This is a genomic window from Tolypothrix sp. FACHB-123 (assembly GCF_014697075.1).
Classification (GTDB): domain Bacteria; phylum Cyanobacteriota; class Cyanobacteriia; order Cyanobacteriales; family Nostocaceae; genus Aulosira.
The window spans coordinates 1-18,948 of sequence record NZ_JACJRE010000008.1 but is presented as its reverse complement, the minus strand read 5'-3'; the positions used below and the strand labels follow the sequence as shown (position 1 = coordinate 18,948).

Annotated in this window: 15 protein-coding genes and 1 pseudogene; 6 read left to right on the top strand and 10 right to left on the bottom strand. The window is 41.1% G+C overall.

Features of this window, described 5'->3' with window-relative positions; genetic code table 11:
• Positions 1 to 114: 114 nt before the first annotated feature.
• From H6G41_RS07665 to H6G41_RS07655, 3 genes are all read right to left on the bottom strand, one after another.
• The gene (locus tag H6G41_RS07665; RefSeq protein WP_190745152.1) at positions 115 to 1,293 is read right to left on the bottom strand and encodes a hypothetical protein; all 1,179 of its coding nucleotides are present in this window, start codon (positions 1,291 to 1,293) and stop codon (positions 115 to 117) included.
• 375 nt (positions 1,294 to 1,668) lie between these two features.
• Positions 1,669 to 3,102 carry a hypothetical protein gene (locus tag H6G41_RS07660; protein WP_190745150.1) on the bottom strand — a complete coding sequence of 478 codons (1,434 nt, stop codon included), beginning with the start codon at positions 3,100 to 3,102 and terminating at the stop codon, positions 1,669 to 1,671.
• Between the two features lie 370 nt (positions 3,103 to 3,472).
• Complete coding sequence (locus H6G41_RS07655; RefSeq protein WP_190745148.1) at positions 3,473 to 3,841, bottom strand: alr0857 family protein; 369 nt, start codon at positions 3,839 to 3,841, stop codon at positions 3,473 to 3,475.
• Between the two features lie 451 nt (positions 3,842 to 4,292).
• Here H6G41_RS07655 and H6G41_RS07650 point away from each other — a divergent pair, with 451 nt between their 5' ends.
• The 6 genes from H6G41_RS07650 (at position 4,293) to H6G41_RS07625 (ending at position 12,004) form a co-directional block, all read left to right on the top strand.
• Positions 4,293 to 4,448 (top strand): hypothetical protein, encoded by a 156-nt coding sequence (locus H6G41_RS07650; RefSeq protein WP_190629340.1) that lies wholly within the window; start codon positions 4,293 to 4,295, stop codon positions 4,446 to 4,448.
• Between the two features lie 99 nt (positions 4,449 to 4,547).
• Positions 4,548 to 4,949: a DUF2809 domain-containing protein gene (locus tag H6G41_RS07645; RefSeq protein ID WP_190745146.1), complete on the top strand. Its 402-nt coding sequence runs from the start codon at positions 4,548 to 4,550 to the stop codon at positions 4,947 to 4,949.
• A 258-nt stretch (positions 4,950 to 5,207) separates the two neighbouring features.
• Entirely contained in the window at positions 5,208 to 6,812 is a 1,605-nt protein-coding gene (locus H6G41_RS07640) for an alkaline phosphatase (RefSeq protein ID WP_190745144.1), read from the top strand.
• Positions 6,813 to 7,431: 619 nt separating this feature from the next.
• The gene (locus H6G41_RS07635; RefSeq protein WP_190745142.1) at positions 7,432 to 9,834 is read left to right on the top strand and encodes a spherulation-specific family 4 protein; all 2,403 of its coding nucleotides are present in this window, start codon (positions 7,432 to 7,434) and stop codon (positions 9,832 to 9,834) included.
• Positions 9,835 to 10,116: 282 nt separating this feature from the next.
• Positions 10,117 to 11,037 carry a class I SAM-dependent methyltransferase gene (locus tag H6G41_RS07630; RefSeq protein WP_190745140.1) on the top strand — a complete coding sequence of 307 codons (921 nt, stop codon included), beginning with the start codon at positions 10,117 to 10,119 and terminating at the stop codon, positions 11,035 to 11,037.
• Positions 11,018 to 12,004 carry a PrsW family glutamic-type intramembrane protease gene (locus H6G41_RS07625; RefSeq protein WP_199316087.1) on the top strand — a complete coding sequence of 329 codons (987 nt, stop codon included), beginning with the start codon at positions 11,018 to 11,020 and terminating at the stop codon, positions 12,002 to 12,004. Before H6G41_RS07630 ends, H6G41_RS07625 begins: the two co-directional genes overlap by 20 nt.
• A 128-nt stretch (positions 12,005 to 12,132) precedes the next feature.
• On the opposite strand, the gene H6G41_RS07620 is transcribed toward H6G41_RS07625, so the two are convergent.
• The 7 genes and pseudogenes from H6G41_RS07620 to H6G41_RS07590 all read right to left on the bottom strand — a co-directional run.
• Positions 12,133 to 13,005, bottom strand: a complete 873-nt coding sequence (locus H6G41_RS07620) for a 6-carboxytetrahydropterin synthase (RefSeq protein ID WP_190745136.1) — start codon at positions 13,003 to 13,005, stop codon at positions 12,133 to 12,135.
• A gap of 112 nt (positions 13,006 to 13,117) precedes the next feature.
• Positions 13,118 to 13,804, bottom strand: a complete 687-nt coding sequence (locus H6G41_RS07615) for a J domain-containing protein (protein WP_190745134.1) — start codon at positions 13,802 to 13,804, stop codon at positions 13,118 to 13,120.
• Between the two features lie 16 nt (positions 13,805 to 13,820).
• Entirely contained in the window at positions 13,821 to 14,783 is a 963-nt protein-coding gene (gene cysK / locus H6G41_RS07610; RefSeq protein ID WP_190745132.1) for a cysteine synthase A, read from the bottom strand.
• Positions 14,784 to 14,868: 85 nt separating this feature from the next.
• Entirely contained in the window at positions 14,869 to 15,306 is a 438-nt protein-coding gene (locus tag H6G41_RS07605; protein ID WP_190745130.1) for an Rrf2 family transcriptional regulator, read from the bottom strand.
• A 387-nt stretch (positions 15,307 to 15,693) separates the two neighbouring features.
• Positions 15,694 to 17,433 carry an iron uptake porin gene (locus tag H6G41_RS07600; protein WP_190745127.1) on the bottom strand — a complete coding sequence of 580 codons (1,740 nt, stop codon included), beginning with the start codon at positions 17,431 to 17,433 and terminating at the stop codon, positions 15,694 to 15,696.
• Positions 17,434 to 17,857: 424 nt separating this feature from the next.
• The gene (locus H6G41_RS07595) at positions 17,858 to 18,139 is read right to left on the bottom strand and encodes a 4a-hydroxytetrahydrobiopterin dehydratase (protein ID WP_190745125.1); all 282 of its coding nucleotides are present in this window, start codon (positions 18,137 to 18,139) and stop codon (positions 17,858 to 17,860) included.
• Positions 18,140 to 18,816: 677 nt separating this feature from the next.
• Positions 18,817 to 18,948 (bottom strand): annotated as a pseudogene (locus H6G41_RS07590) (photosystem II D2 protein (photosystem q(a) protein)); the annotation flags it as partial.

Here is an 18,948-nt window from a genome sequence, read left to right as displayed (position 1 = left end):
CGTTGTTATGTATTCTCATTATAGAGGTGGAAAATTATCGATTTTTCAACCGCGATGCTATTGTTCTCGGTCAACAGTCAACCGTCAACCGTCAACCGTCAACGATACTATGAATTATTTTTTCCCCTTTTTCCTAGCCGCATCTCTTACTTGTTGATTGAGTAAGTAACCAAAGCCGGCTGTCTCTAAGCGTGTGACAAATTCTTCACGGGTGTTACCTAGTGCTTTGGCTGTAGCATCTATGTTCCAGTTGTAAAAATGTAGCTGGCTGAGTAAATAAACTCGGCGGGTTTGGGCGGCGGAAAGGCGGTAAGTTTTGAGATATTCTAATTCGCCATTTTCTCGGACAATTGCTTCCCCAATATGATTTTCCTCCTTTGGGCGCAAATCGGTGATAAATCTTTGCAGAACAAATGGCCCTGCTGTGAAAACTCTTTGGGAATTTAGCTGACGTTGTAACAATCCTTCCGCCATGAATCCCTGAAAAGCAGCCCAATGGGATCGCATTTTGGCGATCGCACTCCGCAAATCTGCCAAACTATTAATTGTCGAATCATCTACAGATAAATCCATTGGTAAAGGCTTGTCAAACATCAAGCTGTATTCATAAATTAACTCGCCGTAGAAGTCTTCAAGTAAACTGGTGTGTAAAGCGCGGTAATCTTCCGGGGTGGGAACTACAAACGCCGATGCTAAAGTCTCAGCGACAAATACCAATACCCCAACTTGTCGCGGATGAATTTCAAATACTCGCAAAGCATCTTCTAATCCCGCAATATAACGTCCACTCACGGACATTTCATAGCGGGAACCTAAGCCATGAGATAAAGCATACTTAGAATATTCACTCCAAGCAATATCGGGGCCGGAAAAAAACAATGAAAGAAAACCTTCCATCGCCAAATGTAGCGGTAAAAATCGCAGTTGATTCTTAGCTTCTCGCTTCGCCATGCGATGCATTAAGCGCACAGTCGCACAACCGCAATCTAAACGTTTTCCGTCTGACTTCATTATCTGTCCGCCAAAGCTAGCCAGGGGACTTCCATCTTCACTCCAAGAAATCACTAACCCATGAGGGACATAGGAATAGTATTTCATCCCAGGTTCCGGGATATTTCCGTCTAAGGAGACAATGGTAATATCTTCGTTGTAGTTACGCTGCATTAAGCGTAAATCTCCCCGCACCTCACGCCGCAATAAAGGGACAATTCGCACTGCACCACGTATCTGAGATGGTGCAATTTCTAAGCCTTTTAAGGATATATCGGTTAATAATTTCTGTTTGGTTGCCATGATTAAGAAGGGAAGTTAGGGTTGAGGCTTTTTTAACGCGGAGGGGCGCTGAGTTCTCGCAAAGGTACGCGGAGTTTTTTTGAGTTAATTGGTTGAGAAGGGATTATGTTTTGTTGTGAGGTGGAAGTTTTGAGTTAAAAGGTGGAAGTTTTGAGTTCAGAAGTTCAACTTTCGAGTTCAGAACTTCAAGCTTCGAGTTAAAAGGCTCAACCTCCGAGTTCAGAACTTCAAGCTTCGAGTTAAAAGGTGCAAATTCCGAGTTCAGAACTTCAAGCTTCGAGTTAAAAGGCTCAACTTCCGAGTTCAGAACCTTAAGCTTCGAGTTAAAAGGTGCAAATTCCGAGTTCAGAACTGTAATTCTTGTGATATTTACCTTTATTCATTTTGAATTGTGATCATTTGTCGCACTCTTTCCGCCAAATATGCTTCTAATTCTGACAACGGCGCAGAACCATCAGCAAAGCGAGCAAATCCTAACATCGTGGGTAAGTCTTCTGCATCCCTTAATCCTACGGTGGGGATGGTGTGGCTGAGATTACGCAAGGAAAAATCTTCGGAATTAAACACGGGATTGCAATGAATAATGGAAGTTCGCCTTTGTGGATCTAATTTAGTCCGAAATATCCGCAAAACTTCCGCCGCACCTTGGGGAGGATAGTTTTCACAACCATCAGATACAACTACCACCAAATCTGCACCAGAACCTAAGGCGGCTAATAATGGTGTAGCTAAATCGGTTTGTCCGTAAGCGCGGATTTGCAAAGCATTTTCTGGGGGTATTGTCCAAAAAGCGCGGTATTCTTTGGCGGCGGCTTGTAATAAATAGTGCGTAGCCAAAGCTACCCCCAAAGGACGACGGCGTTTTTCACTGGAACCAGAGCTAGAGTAGCTACAATCTAACACAGCCGCCACTTTCCCCAGCTTTAACGGTGCTTTTTTCAACACAAACCGCGCGGATTGCTGCATTGCTTGGTGTAAAATTTCCCGTTTTTCTGTTCTAGTTTCCAGAGGTAGGGAAAGAATATACAACGCCAACTTAGTTAAAGGTAAACGTCCTAAATCTAAGTCAATTTCTACCTTTTCCGTGCGTTCTGCTGCACCTTGGAAGCGTAATTTTTCCCCTACAGTCATTTGCTGTTGAATGCGGGTTAAGAATACATCGCGCTTAATCTTGTGTTTAATTGCTAATCCTTCCGCTACTGTGAAAGGTAGCTCGTAAATTGCCTCTGCACTGTAATGTGCTTGACGAAACTTTTCAAATAATGCTGTTTCGTAAATCTTTTGTTTCCAGTTATGGAAGAGAAAAGTACCTAATTCCCCTTGAAGTTTCAAATGTGCGTGAGCTGCGATCGCTCTTACTTTGGTACGATACTTCACAGCATGGAAACTTAAATCACGACGCTGCTCTAAATATTCTCGCGCGATCGCGCGACTACGGCGATTATTAATCCGTCGTTGACGCAACTGCTGTAACACCCCCCAAGCGCGTTGTGGGGGTAAATTATGCAAAGCCTGAGCAATTAAAGCACCTTCCTCTTCCTTATATTCTGGTAACGTATCCTTCCCCGTCGCCAACAATTTCAAAATAATCTGCGCCTGATTAAAATGATTAATTCCCGCAGCTAAAGAACGGGCATAAAGTAAGCGATAATTTCCCAAAATATAATCATGTAAAAAATCAATTGATACCCTTTGCCCATAAGCATCATCATAAAACTCACGCTGTCCTGTACAAGCCAGACAAGCATTAATAAACATCACCAAATCTTCCCGCGCCACCTGTTCCACGCGGTTATTTTCAACAACCATAATAAATTACGAATTACGAATTACGAATTACGAATTATTTCGGGTGCTGTTTGGGGAAAGATTAGTACGACTTAGTTGAGCAATTTAACAAATTGGAACGGAAGTCATACTTAAGTCCCGCAAACAGCAAGACTAAAAAGTTCGATAAAAATTTAACCTATAAAAAATTACGAATTACGAATTACGAATTACGAATTACGAATTATTTCGGGTGCTGTTCGGGGAAAGGCGGCGCGACTGGCTAGTACGAATTCACAGTTCGGGTTCGGAAGTCACACCAAAGTCCCGCGAACAGCAAGACTGAAAACTTGAGAAAACTTCAAAAAACAAATTCTTATGTTATTAACAGTCAACAGTCAACAGTCAACAATCAAACGTAACAGAATTGTTTTGTTTTCGCGAGTCCCTCAAGTAATAATTCCGCAGATTTGCTCAGTGAAGTCACAAAAATACCTACTTCACTATCTTGATGAGCAGCTATCCAAGTACCTTTGAGAATAACTTCTACAGTTGTAGCATCACAAGGACAAATATCTACAATATTTGCTTGATTTAACTTCTCTAAATCTACCAAACGCGCAGATTCACATGGCAGTAAAAATGCAGCTTGACTAGCTTCAATGTAAATATTAGTTGCAGAATGCAAAGCTAGCGTAACTCTTTGATTCACCCAATCTTCTAAAGCAGCTTCCAGATATTCTAAGGTAAAGCTATTTTCGGTGTAGGTAAGTTTTAACATAATTGGCTGAGTGATATTTAAGTTTTAGCTGTTTCATCTATATCTTGAGAATATGCCAAAGAAATTCCCCCAAGCCAATGGAGAATAAAACAGCCGAAAAGCTTGTAAAATCAGCCTTAGACAGCTAGGGGAAGTTTATAAGCTGGGGGAATCCCCCAACTTGTTTTACTGAATTTCAGTAATGCGATCGCGCTATGCACCATAAGCGCTAAACTATATTGTTAGTAATAGTCTTGTTAGTAATAGCTTCAATATCTTTGTAGATTTGTAATGAAGTTTGTCAATTAATATCCAAGCTTAATGTTTTTTGTAATCAATTAATCTAGATAAACTTTTCTAGATATTCTTATCATTGCTCGCAATTCTCATCAGAAATGTACTTTAATTGAAAATAGTTAGCAGAAGTGATTCTGTTTATAAACGAACTGAAGTACTAGAGGGGAATCGTATCATGCGTGAAATGACTTTTAAACCCTTGACTGAAGCAGACCGTCAAAGAAATCAATACCTAGATAAGATTAATCATGCTCCCTACCCCACAATTTTCTTAATGGCAATGGGAGTGTTTGTGTTATTTACTATCGGCGTGTTAATTGGTGCTTTTTGATTCGATTTTGTACTGTTCCCACAATTCATTGTTTTTGATGAAGTTCCCAGTGCCCTTTCCTGATTCACAGGATAGGGTTTAATTTTTTATCCTCAAATAATGGCAATTATCAGAAATATTCGCTGGCGAACTATTCTATCTGTAGCTGTAGTTCTCCCCATTGGACTTTTATACAGTCACTATCGCCATTCTGTTTGGTGGTTAAATCAAGAAGTAGGCGGCATTTTTTATGAAATATTTTGGTGCTTATTCGCCTTTCTCTTTATTCCTACTCGTAAAGCAGTTTGGCAAATCCCCTTATGGGTATTGGTAATTACTTGCTTATTAGAATTTCTGCAATTATGGCAACCACCATTTTTAGTATGGATACGTTCATTATGGTGGGGTAAATTATTATTTGGTAGCGTTTTTACTTGGGCAGATTTTCCTTATTACTTTATTGGTAGTGGCTTAGGATGGCTATGGTTAAAGCTAATCGTTAGAGGCACAAATTTAAAATAATTTAAGATTTTCGCAATTTTTTGTAACTAATTAAATTGAGCGCGATCGCATTCTATCACCTCAAGCGATCGCGCCAAATTTGCTATGCTTCTCTTCCTTAACTTCTAGATAACTGAAAATTTACTAATCATCTTACTACATTGTGATAAATTCCAACTTTGTAATTAATCAAATTTCCTCCGTCCATCCTATTTCAGTGGTGAAAACTATCAGTTTCACCTGTCAACAGTCAACCGTCAACAGTCAACAGTTAACATTATGGAATCTAAACCTCCAGTGAAGTTAAACCGTCGCCAATTCTTACTCGCTTCAGCTGCTACAGGCGGGGGAATTATCGCTAGTAATTTTGTATCTCAATCACGAGTTTTCGGACAAGCGCCTGCAATTATCACATCAGAAAAGATGCGTCCTACCATACCTTATGGCGTAGCTTGCGGAGATATTAGCGGTAATAGTGCCATAATTTGGAGTAAGAGCGATCGCCCCTCACGGATGATTGTAGAATATTCAACCAGCGAATCTTTCCGGCGAGTGCGGCGGCTAATTGGGCCAGTAGCCTTAAAAGATAGCGATTTTACAGCTAGGCTAAGTCTTGATACCTTACCCCAAGGCGAACAAATATTCTATCGAGTCATCTTCCAAAATTTAGCTGATAAAAAAATATCCAGCGCACCAGTTACCGGAACTTTCCGCACTCCATCCAGATATCGCCAAGATATTTTCTTTGCTTGGGGTGGAGATACAGCCGGTCAAGGATGGGGTATTAATCCTGAGTTTGGCGGGATGAAAATTTATGAAACCATGCGGAAAATGAAGCCCGACTTTTTCATCCATTCTGGCGATAATATTTACGCAGATGGCCCGATTCCATCACAAGTAACCCTTGATGACGGCACAATTTGGAACAATCTCACCACAGCAGAAAAATCGAAAGTAGCAGAAACTCTTGATGAATTTCGTGGCAATTATATCTACAATTTAATGGATGAAAACATCAGACGTTTTAACGCTGAAGTTCCCATTCTCTCCCAGTGGGATGACCACGAAGTTACTAACAATTGGTATCCTGGGGAAATTCTGCCGATTAATGATACTCGTTATCAAGAAAAAGATGTTTCTGTATTAGCAGCCAGAGGAAGACAAGCATTTTTAGAATATATGCCCATTCGCTTTAATGGCGATCCAAAAGACACAACAAGAATATATCGCTCTTTTAACTATGGGCCATTACTAGATATTTTCATGCTTGACGAACGTACCTATCGCGGGAAAAATACCCCCAATCGTCAAACAGTACAAAGTGAAGACACAGAATTTTTAGGCAGTAAACAAATAAGATGGTTGAAAAAGCAATTACAACAATCTAAAGCTAAATGGAAAGTAATTGCTAGCGATATGCCTTTAGGGCTTGTAGTACGTGATGGTAGCACTGATTTTGAAGCTTGGGCGAATGGAGATGGCCCAGCTTTAGGAAGAGAACTCGAACTAGCTGATTTACTGCGGTTTATTAAACGCAACCATATCAAGAATGTTGTTTGGTTAACAGCTGACGTACATTACGCCGCAGCTCATTATTACGATCCCGCTAAAGCTGTGTTTACTGACTTTAAGCCTTTTTGGGAATTTGTCGCCGGGCCTCTTAACGCTGGGACATTTGGCCCTAATACACTTGACAATACTTTTGGCCCCCAAGTGAAGTTTCTCAGCATTCCCCCAGGGATGAAAGCAAATCGCCCACCCAGTGAAGGTTTGCAGTTTTTTGGTACAGTCAAAATCAATAGTTACACCACGGTGATGACTGTAGAGTTGCATAACTTGAAAGGGGAGACTCTCTACAGTATCGATTTACCCCCGGAAAAATAAAACCTATTCTCTCTCTGCGTCTGTGTGGTTTAAAACTAATTTAACCGCAGAGGCGCAGCGAAAAGTCTGAGCGGAGGTTTCCTCCGTACACCGAAGGGGTTGCCACAGGCATCAGAACTTTTCAAGACAGAGAACACAGAGATAAGAGATTACAGAGGAATTGATGGTAATAAAATTTTTATTCAACCAGGAAATGGCTAATTAATCTCAGTATTGACAAAATTACCAAATATTGTCTTTAAAAACACATTTATTGGATAGTTATATTATTTTAATATCGAATCAATCATAAATCAGGTTGATAAACCCTCAACTAAGACAAAAAATGAGTAACCATAATTGATTAATTAAAGCAGATTGTAGGGGCATGGCACTGCCATTTCCCCCCATCGGTGTAATGCTGCATCAGGGTTTGGGCTTGCAGCAATAATAGTAAAAATAAGCTGGAAATCAGATAAAAAATCTAGATTTTATCAATTACAAGCTTAAAAATATTTCAATATGTCCTGAACCTTAATAAAATTTTTGGTTACAAATTAACGTTTATGATTATATAATTCTTGAAAAAGTTTATTTTAAAATTGCTTGATGTTTGCTGATTTATCAATATAAAAATAATATGATTGCACCAAGAGTAAATAGTACTAAATTATACTTATGGAATGAACCGTTTTTTGCTTCACCCATCATTGCGCGTTCGGATATTTTGACAATTAATGATGGCGGTTGGACAAATCAGGATCGCTATTTTCGCCAATTAGCTGATGTTAACGGCGATGGACGGGCTGATATTGTGGCTTTTGGGCTAGATGATGTGTTAGTTTCGCTCGGAAATAGTAATGGTACTTTTGCCAATCCGTTGATTGCGCGTTCGGATATCTTTACAATTAACGATGGCGGTTGGTCAACGCAGGATCGTTACCCTCGTCAGCTAGCTGATGTTAATGGCGATGGACGGGCTGATATTGTCGGTTTTGGCTTGGATAATGTCTATGTCTCATTAGCTAACAGCAATGGTACTTTTGCCAATCCCTTTATCGGTCGCGCAGATAGCTTTACAGTTAATGATGGTGGATGGACGAGTCAGGATACCCATTCTCGTCAACTCGCGGATGTTAACGGCGATGGACGGGCGGATATTGTTGGTTTTGGCTTAAATAATGTCTATGTATCATTAGCTAACAGCGATGGTACTTTTGGTAATCCCTTTGTTGGCTTGACAACAAACGATGGGGGATTAATTAGTCAAGATGCTTATCCCCGCTTGCTTGGCGATGTTAATGGTGATGGACGAGCTGATATTGTCAGTTTTGGGACAAATGATGTTTGGGTAATTCTCGGTCAAAGTAACGGTACTTTTGCTAATCCTATTCTAGGTATTAAAAACTACTTTATAGCTAGTAAGAATTGGACTAGTCAAAATCTTACTCCCCGTCAATTAGCGGATGTAAATGGCGATGGAAGGGCTGATATTGTTGGTTTTGCTCAAGATAAAGTTTATATTTCTCTAGCTAAGAGTAATGGTACTTTTGCTACTCCTACTGTCGGGATTAATAACTACACAGTTAATAGCAATTGGACAAGTCAAAATGTAACTCCTCGCCAAGTCACCGATGTTAATGGCGATGGTCATGCTGATATTGTTGGTTTTGGCGTAGATAATATTTATGTTTCCCTCGCAGCTACCAATAAAGTAGAAATTGTTGGCGGTGCGGGTAATGACTTACTCAATGGAACAGCGCAAAATGAGTTGTTAAAGGGGGGAAGTAGCCCCAATAGTGATTATATTCAAGGTTTGGCGGATTTACGAACTGCTGGTGTTGCGATCGCAGGTTACGTCTGGACTAATTACGGTAAACGCGATATTGAAGAAGTTAAAGCCGAGATTGATTTATACCAAGACTATTACAACGTCAATAGCATTTTTCTTGATGAAGCGGCTAATACTGCCAGTCAGTTGAACTACTACAAAGAGTTACACGACTATATCATCAACACCAGCAAACTAGACAAAGTTATTCTCAATCACGGTACTCAACCAGACAGTCGTTATTTGTCGGAATTACCCAACGCTAATTTAGTGATTTTTGAGAATCAAATCGGTTGGACTACAGCACCAACTCCAGCTAGCGGCTATAACTCCGATCGATTCTCCAGCTTAATATATTCTGTCACCGATCCGGCGGTGATGAAAAACTATATAGATATTGCAGTTAGCCGCAATGTGGGGTATATCTACGTTACAGACGATGGTGCAGATAAAAATCCTTGGGATAGACTAGCTTCTTATTGGGAAGAACAGGTTAATTACATTGATTCTTTACCAGCAGCTAGCAACCTCAACATTTTATTGCCACTATACGCCTATCCTAATTGGTATAGTACCAGCTATCTTTGGGATGATGTCGCTGCTGCTAACGCTAAAGTACCAATTACTGCAATTATCAATCCCAATCACGGCCCGCAAACAGGGAACGATACCCTCAATGGCGGTAATGGAAATGATACCCTGATGGGTTTTGATGACAATGACTCTCTCAACGGTGGAGGCGGTAACGATTTGCTCATCGGCGGTGCGGGTAACGATATCCTGTATGGTGGATATAATGCAGATACCCTCAAAGGTGGTAGCAATAACGACAAACTTTATGGCGAGAGTGGTAGTGACTTCCTTGAGGGTGGTTATGGCAATGATACCCTCAGCGGCGGAGGTTATTCAGTAACTAGCACGGAAATAGATACTTTAACGGGTAATAGTGGCGCAGACAGATTTATTATCGGCGATCCATCAGCTTATCTGTATACTGGCCCCAGTTATGCCAAAATCACCGATTTTAAAGCTTCTCAAAGCGATGTGATTCAGTTAAAAGGCTCTACTAATGTTAATGAATACACTTTTACCTATGAATCTACTGCTTATGGTAGTGCAGCGATTTGGGACTCATTAATCTATCGGGGTAACGATTTGATTGCAGTGGTGCAAGATGTTTTAGTAACGGCACAAAATATTATATATGTGTAAATGGGGCATTAGGCATTGGGCATGGGGCATGGGGCATTGGTGAAGAAAGAATGGCCGAGGTAATGTATTAGCATTACAAGTCGATGCGATCGCATTGTATGTCGATATAAGTGCCTAATTTTACATGCCTAATAATTTATATCTTTCATCCTGTTTTCAGACAGTTATTATGTTGTTAATTGAACATTCGCAGCAGGTATTTATATAATTACATCCGCTGCTAGACTGGCGGACAGCAAGTATGTCATAAGTTAAAAAGGCTGTTGAGCACAAATTAATCCTATGACTGCTGCTGTAAATAACGCTCCTGGTTTAGCTTCCCACTTGATAAATGGCGTACTGGCAATTAAGCCTTTAGCCAACCTAGCCAAGCACCGCGCCAGACAGATGATGATTAAACGCGCCGAGAAAATGGGCGTATCTTGGACGCAAGAAGTAGAACAACTTCAAGCCCGTGATTGGACAAATGAATTAGCTAAAGTAGAAAATCCCCAGCTTTCCTACCCAGACTACTACCTCACCTCATTCCACGCCTATGAAACTGGCAACATGAGTTGGCAAGCGGCATTTGAGGTAGAACCTGCGGCTTATGCTGTTCATGCGAAAATCTGGCAAGGTGCTGAAGCGCAAGGTGATGTCAGATTGCGCCAAAATTACCACGATATCTTGAAAAATCAAATCCCTAATCCACCACAAGATATTTTAGATATCGGGTGCAGTGTGGGAATGAGTACCTTTGCTCTCCAAGAACTTTACCCCCAAGCCAAAATCACCGGTTTAGATTTATCGCCCTACTTCTTAGCTGTAGCGGAATATCGATCGCAACAGCGTCGCGCCAATATTAACTGGGTTCATGCACCAGCCGAAACCACAGGATTACCAGATGCTTCCTTTGATTTAGTTTCCATTTTTCTGGTTTGTCATGAATTACCCCAGTCGCCCACTAAGCAGATTTTTGCAGAAGCGCGGCGTTTACTACGTCCCGGCGGACACATAGGGATTATGGACATGAATCCCAAATCAGAAGCCTTCGTCAAAATGCCACCTTATATTTTGACGCTACTGAAAAGTACTGAACCTTATTTAGATGAATACTTCAACTTAGATATTGAACAAGCCTTAGTGGAAGTCGGTTTCCAAACTCCCACAATTACCTCTAACAGCCCCCGTCATCGTACAGTAATTGCTCAAGTACGTGGCTGAGTTTTTGGTACTGCTATTTTCGGCAGTCATCCCACCACTAATACTACTTTTTTACTATCGTTACCGTATTTTTACTGCCCCACCCTTCTTCAGGTTACTGTTGTTATTTATCTGTGGGGCAATATCTGGTTTTGTTGCCCTCTACTTACAAATAGCTTTTGAAACTATAGCCAACTGGGTTGTAAATTGGCGGCGAATCAGCTATTCACTTCCTGGTATTGCTTTGCGGCAAATTGTGGAAATTGGGCCCATTGAAGAAGGCTGTAAGTTCCTAGCGGTAATTATCCCTACCTACTATCTCCAACGCAGGTATAAATTACGCCCAAGCACGATTTTCCTATTCACCATCGCTGTAGCTTTAGGATTCACTGCCCAAGAAAACTGGATTTACCTGTTCTACAATACTGCATCAATTCTTGACCGTAGTATTGGTACACCAGTTCATGCGCTGTTCTCTGTACCTTGGGGTTACGCCTTAGCCATGAGGTTGAATCATCAAAGAAATAGCTTGTTAACTGGAAATAGCTTGTTAACTGCTTGGCTTAATTCTGTTGTTTGTCATGCTCTAGTAAATACCTTATCTAGTGCGTGGCGCTATTTACCGCCTGTACAGTTCCTCAGCTATGGCTTTTTTCCTTTTCTGTTGTGGATGTTTTGGCGGATGGAACAATTATTGCGGAGAGTGGAAGGTAGACCGCCAATTCAACTTATATCCGCGCATACACCCCAGATTCGTTATTGGCAAATGGGTTTAGTAGGGTTTGCTGTGATGTTAAGTGGAAATGCAATTTTTGGCTTATTTCTCTTAGCAAGAAAACTCAGCCCCCTAAGTTGGCAGCACTTTTTAGATCCTCTTGTCTTGTGGTATACACTCAGTAGGTTGTTAATCAATGTAAATTTTGCCGCGATCGCCTGGCTGATTTACCGTTATTTACGTCGGCAAGCCCAACGACGATATTTATCATAATGCTACTTGGCTTTCGCTGCTTAGTTTAGTCAATTTTTTTAGCGGTGTTTGATCGCTGAGCTAGCTGTAGAAAATTTTGTTATTGGTAATAGGTAAAAATAAAAATTTCTTACCCATTACCAAATTACTTAGACTCCCGCTAATACTGGCTGTTTTGCTGCTGCATTAACTGAATCCGATTCCGAATCAGGACAGTAAATTTCGCAAGAGTTATTCGGACTTTCAATCAGCTTAATTTTGTGCAGCTTGGCTCCTAATTTTTCCACAGGCGATCGCAACAAATTACTAATGTAAAGGGCGATATTCTCAGCAGTTGGCACTACTTCCTCAAAGTAAGGAATGTCTTTATTTAAAAAGGTGTGGTCGAATGGTTCTACTACATAATCTTCTATTACCTGATTCAACGCCCCTAAATCCACAATCATACCTGTGCGTTGATCGATTTCCCCTTTAACGGTAACTTCTAAATGATAGTTGTGTCCGTGTCCGTGGGTGCGAGCACACTTACCGTAAATCTGTGCATTTTCTTCGTTACTCAGATTAGGGTGAGCCAGCCGATGGGCGGCGCTAAAGTGAGTGCTAATGGTGAGGTAGGCTTCCATTGAGTTTCCCATATAATCTGCCCAAAGTTCAGGATGTTCAAATAACTGCACGCGGACTAAAGGTAAGTGAGGTTTTAAGCGTTGCCAGATAACCCTTGCAATATTCTCAGTAGTGGGAAGAGTTTGTTGAAATTCTGCCCACACATCATTGAGATAAGAAAAGTCTAGAAGGCTGGTAACTTCTTGCTTGATTACTTGTTTCACATCAGACAAGTTCAAAACCATGCCATATTCATCTAATTCCCCAATCAGGGAAATAAATAAGACATAGTTATGTCCGTGTCCAGGAAATTTAGAGCAAGCACCAAATTGCTGAATGTTCTCAGCCTCACTCAGTTCTGGCAACCAATAGCGGTGACTTGCCGAAAATTGAGCACGGCGATTTACGATACATTGCATGAGTATCCTGGCACAAAAATTAAAAATTCTTAATGTTTTTCTCTTTCCAGCATAGACTAATTTCTGTGCCAGTTATCAGTTGTGATTCATCACTATTATCTATAGGTATTGCCTATTTCACAGATGCTTGCGCTTCGTAATGTAATCTCGTGGCAATTCGGAAGAGTTCTTGACCTGTGTGCAAATAATGCTCATCGTAATTTAAGGGGAAATAGGCTAATTCTTCTAATCCATCAGCTACTTGGTTGAGGCTGTAGTAGAGATGAGCCGCTGTCCTGGCTAAACTGGGTGGATTTGGCAGGGAACGAAAAGCTATTTGTGCTTGTTTGAGGTCATCTTTACAACCTGTTAAGTAATCTTGAAATGCTTCTAACAATTCATCATCAAAGGGATCGGCTGCTAATGTTTCAATTTGCTCTTCTAGAGAATCGAGAATATCAGATAGGATATCGTTAACTGGTTGATAAACTAGACGCAGCCATTCTTCAACTAGTTCATCAGCATCTTTTCCTGAGCGTCTTGTGGCTTGATAATGTCTTTGTGCAGATGCTGTACGCTGTTGGCGGCTATTTAATTTTTGAGAATTATCTTTTAATTGTTGGTCATAATTTAAGCGGGTTTCGGTGTCGCTTAACACTTCATAAGCCGCATTAATCCGAATTATTTGCTCTTTATCTGCTGTTTCTTGATTGCTGTCTGGATGGAATAATTTCACCAGGCGGCGATAAGCTTGCTTAATCTCCGCCTGGGTAGCATTGGGACTAACTTTGAGAATTTCGTAGTGGTTAGAATCGACCATTAATCCAAATTTATAGCTAGCTGATGCTAGCGGCTATTCTGTCCTCCAAATCTTGAAATAATGGCGTAGTTAAATACCTTTCTCCAAAACTTGGCTGAATGACTACAATTAAACGCCCTGTGTTTTCTTGACGTTGGGCAACTTTGATAGCGCCACATAAAGCTGCACCACTAGAAATCCCAGAAAGTAAGCCTTCTTCTCTAGCTAAACGCCGACCATAGGCGATCGCATCTTCATCAGTGACTGTAATCACTTCATCAATCAATTCTAGCTTCAGCACTTGGGGAATAAAACCAGCACCAATTCCTTGAATTTTATGTGCCCCAGGTCTACCCCCAGATAATACTGGGCTATTACTTGGTTCAACAGCGATCGCCTGAAAGCTTGGCTTACGGGCTTTAATTACTTCTGCTACACCTGTAATCGTACCACCTGTACCTACTCCCGCCACAATCATATCTACCTGACCATCGGTATCTTCCCAGATTTCTTCAGCGGTAGTTTCTCGATGTATTTTCGCATTCGCTGGATTGCGGAATTGCTGCAACATATAGGCATGGGGCGTTTTGTTCACTATTTCCTGTGCCCGGCGAATTGCCCCACTCATACCCTCAATTCCTGGTGTCAGTTCCAGTTCAGCCCCGTAAGCCCGCAACATTGCCCGTCTTTCTCCACTCATGGTTTCGGGCATTGTCAAAATTAATCGATAACCTTTGGCTGCGGCCGCCATTGCCAGAGCAATTCCTGTATTCCCGGAAGTCGGTTCCACCAATACGGTTTTTTGCGGAGTAATTAACCCCTCTTTTTCAGCCGCATTAATCATACTAACCCCAATTCTGTCTTTCACTGATGCAGATGGGTTCATACTTTCCAACTTCACCACAATCTCAGCCACACACCCTTCCGCTTGGGGAATACGGTTTAGTTTGACTAAAGGTGTACGTCCAATGAGTTCTGTTATGTTACTAGCAATTCGCATAATTATTCCTGATTTATTTAGTTATGAGTCAACAATCGATGGTTATAAATTATTGAGCATTTGACAAATGACAAATGACTATGGACTAAATGTAGTACATAATATCCAACTGCCGCCGAGAATCTCTTTTTTCACAAAGATCCTGAAGTGAATATTTTTCAAATACTGAGTTTGCTGCCTGACAAGCTTCTTGCCAGATTTCTGCTATTACACCACTATCTACAGTTCGCGGATTAATGTCTACTTGAGTAGTCTGTACATCTAATCCTTCTAAACATTCTAAAATCTCAAACACAGTTATTTTCTTGGGTTCTCGTGCCAAGAAATAGCCACCTTTAGATCCTCTTTGACTCTTGATGATACCTCCTCGTCTCAAGGTTGCTAGCAGCTGTTCTAAATAGCGATCGGGTATGTTTTGTTGTGCAGCTATTTGCCGAATTTGCATCGGTTCGCCGTTTTGATAATGACTTGCCATCTCTATTAAGGCTAGGATTGCATATTCTGACTTACAGGATATTTCCACTGGCAGTAATTAAGAATGAAGGATAAAGCATGAAGGATCAAAATTTTTCATACTTCATACTTTCTCTAGTATACTCCGGTTATCCACTAGGGTTTGTGGATAGTCTTCGGTTTTTACAAAAAAGCTGTCACGGTAATTAAATTCCCCTTCTCCCTAAGGAGAAGGGGTTAGAGAATGAAAGGTGAAGGAATTTGTAAAACTCTTGCCATGAAGTTTCCACTAATGATAAGGGGATATCCCTGAACTCTACTTTATTTATTGGTTGTCAATATGAGATTTGAGATTACAGTCGCGATCGCAAATAGAAAAAACCCCACCTGATGGTGAGGTTTAATCAAGTTCAAATTTTTAGGGTCACTCCTTGAAACCAGAGATAAACTCTAGGTTCTAGAAGGTAAATGTAGTTCTGAGTGTACCGATAAATGCGTTTTCTTCATCGCTGTTTTGACCAGGCGCTCTCAACCAGATAATACCAGGAGTAATGGAGATATTATCGGAAACACGATATTTGTAGAAGCCTTCAACGTGAACTGGTAGAGTACCAGGACTGCCAGCACGGCGAGCATAGGGTTCAGCACCAGCAAAAATACCTAGTACGTTACCTCTCTTACCGAAGTCAGGTAAGGAGATACCACCACCGTAGCTCCAAGCTTCAAAATCGTTACCAGCACCTTGCTGGTTGACATCGTGGAAAGAGACGAAACCACTAATGGACAATCTGTCGCTAGGTCTGAATGCAGCAGAAATACCGTAGGAGTTACTGTTAGCTGGTGCATCTATCTGGTTGGCTTGACGAGTACCAACGACACCGCCAATTGGTGAGTCACCACTAGCAGGAGTGATGCCAGAATCAAATAATGCGCTACCTGCAGCGTGATAACCGTGAACATAGGTAGCTGCTAAAGCTAGGCGATCGCCTACAGCAAAGTTCAGCTGTCCTAAAGCCGCATAGTTACCGTTGAATAAACCTGTATTCACACCAGGATTATTTGCTTCAGAAGCTAAGTAACCCACAGTGATAGAACTTGGTTTGAAGATCGTACCACCGCTGCTAAAAGGTATATTCAGTGCTATACCTGCGCCACCACCGACGCGATAGATGGGGCTTTCAGAAGCAAAGGTAGACAATGCACCGTTACCACCATCAGTTTTGTCGAAGAAGTAGGGGTTGTTGACAGCAGCATAGTGGCTATGACGACCACCAGCAGCTGCAATGTAAACTTGAGCAGGGCCAAAAGGAGCTTCGTAGGTCAAGCGGTCAATTCTGACAGCATTGTTACCAGTACTACCTACTTGATAGGTTTGTGTACCTTCTCTTGTATTTACAGAGACGTTATTTTGATCTCTGATGTCAAAAGCTGACGCATTTCCAGCCGCCAAACGAGTTGTCAACTTGTCTCTACCAGTGAAGCTGGTTTCCAACCCTAAACGTACTCTGTCTTGGAATACAACGTTGTTGGCATCACCAGTGTTGCCACCAAAAGCACCACTAGCAGCGAACACAGCTTCACCAACTAGCTTGGTAGTTGTAGAGAATTGATTGGCTTCCAATTCAGCTGTACGTGCTTCTAAGGAATCAACGCGACCGCGTAAGGTTGCGAGTTCTGCGGAAAATTCTTCTTGCAACCGCTGTAAGGTGGCTAAATCTTGTTTTGTGACTAAGTCAGCTGTCGCTGTTGCAATCAGTTCGTTAACCCGATCCAAACAAGCATTTAAACCAGCTGCAAATTCGTAACGGGTTAAAGCACGGTTCCCACGATATGTACCATTGGGATAACCTGCGATACAACCATAGCGCTCAACCAAGGACTGTAATGCTTGGAATGCCCAGTCAGTTGGTTGAACATCAGAAAATTGCGAAACTGATGTGACTTGAGCTTGGGTGTTACTAGCACCCTCTTTGCTGTAGCGATTAACTTGCTCGAGCACTTTACCATCATCGCTGCTAGGAGCTGCTTGAGCTATGATTTCTGCTGGCTTTTGAGCTAGTTCGGGGGCAGCTTGCTTGTCGGTTGACGAAACTTCTGTTGTGGTGGTTGGTGCTGCTATTGCTGTTGTCGAGACTAACAGCGTTGCTCCTAAAACTGCTGGACTGATGACCAGGGATTTCCACAAAATATTAGACATTTTTCTCTTCTCCTCACACCTTGTATAGATAATTGTGTTCGTTGCACCTAATTCTCAAATATTCGACATCTTGTTGGGACTTTCGGATAATGTATAGTTGCCACTAATACAATTCTAGTTTTTGCGAAGCTAATAACTAATTAACTTGATGTTAAATATTGATGTAATTAACTTATGCAAAAACACACCTCTATAGCATATCATTATAAAACATTTCACACACATGGCAACACTAAAGCGATCGCCTCAACAACTGTCACACCCATAACCTAATACATTCAAGCTGGGATTAGGGCTAGAGAATTTACTAAAATCCCAATTCACCTACGTAATCAGTAGCAACTGCGTACTCCATGACGCATAAAAATTCTTTATTGTTTCCTGCTTGTTGTATTTTTTCAATTCAACTTTTGCGAAAAGATTACTAGTTGATTTGGGAAATTACTGCTGCTAGATCGAAGTCTTTTTGAGTTAAACCACCAGCATCATGTGTAGTTAATTGAATCTTGACTTTATTATAAGAAATCTCTATATCAGGATGATGGCCTGCTGACTCAGCAGGTTCCACTAGTTTATTGACAAATTCAATTGCTTGGATGAAATTCTTAAAGGTACGGGTAATCTCTAACTTAGACCCTACAACATTCCACCCCGATAGTAGATTCGCTTGTGCTTGAATTTCTGCCTCAGTGAGTAGGTGCGCCATATTCAGCAATTCCCTTAGTCATATTTCTGAATTTTTCTTTTGCAATTACCACTGGTATTTTTACAGCATCTCAGGTGAAGATTCTATAAATGCTGATTTTTCCCTTTGAAAATTTGATAACTTTACCTACCTCAAAAACTATCCGCTCTGATTTAGATCGGTTGATCTAAGTCAGAGCGGTCTAGTTGGGTCTTCAGGTTGCAACCAGACTGCCGGAAGGAACTCCGAGCATCAGCCTAGCTACTTGAGCTACACTTAGTATCTTTAAGATAACTAAGGCTAACTTTTAGAGAACAGCCCCGGCACACAGCCGGCTAACTGCAACCTGATGACCCATGCGTTTACTACTTTCAATCATGGGCATCACCTCCTTGTTGCCTAAGCGGTCTTAGTTTCAATAAGGCAGAGCATTTAGCTCTGGGTTTTTACCTTTAATCAATATAGCACATAAATTTCTGGTGAAAAATCTTCAGGCTACTTAGGGGATGATTAATTTTGTTAGTTGCATAGACTACTAAGCTATTCTGCTTTTAAGTTCTAAGTTAATTGCGAGGACTGTTAACAAATTGAGATGCGCATTAGCTTAAATCTGAACAAGTCAAGGTAATAAAAATCCCCCACCCCTTACAAGGTGAGGGAATATCAAGACTAATTAAAACTCAATTAATCTCAGATAATTACAGAGCGTTACCACGAGGCAGTACTTCTTCAGGGAATACAAATTGTTCGTGGGGCTGATCTTGAGGTGCCATCCAAGCACGGATACCCTCGTTCAGCAAAATATTTTTGGTATAGAATGTTTCAAATTC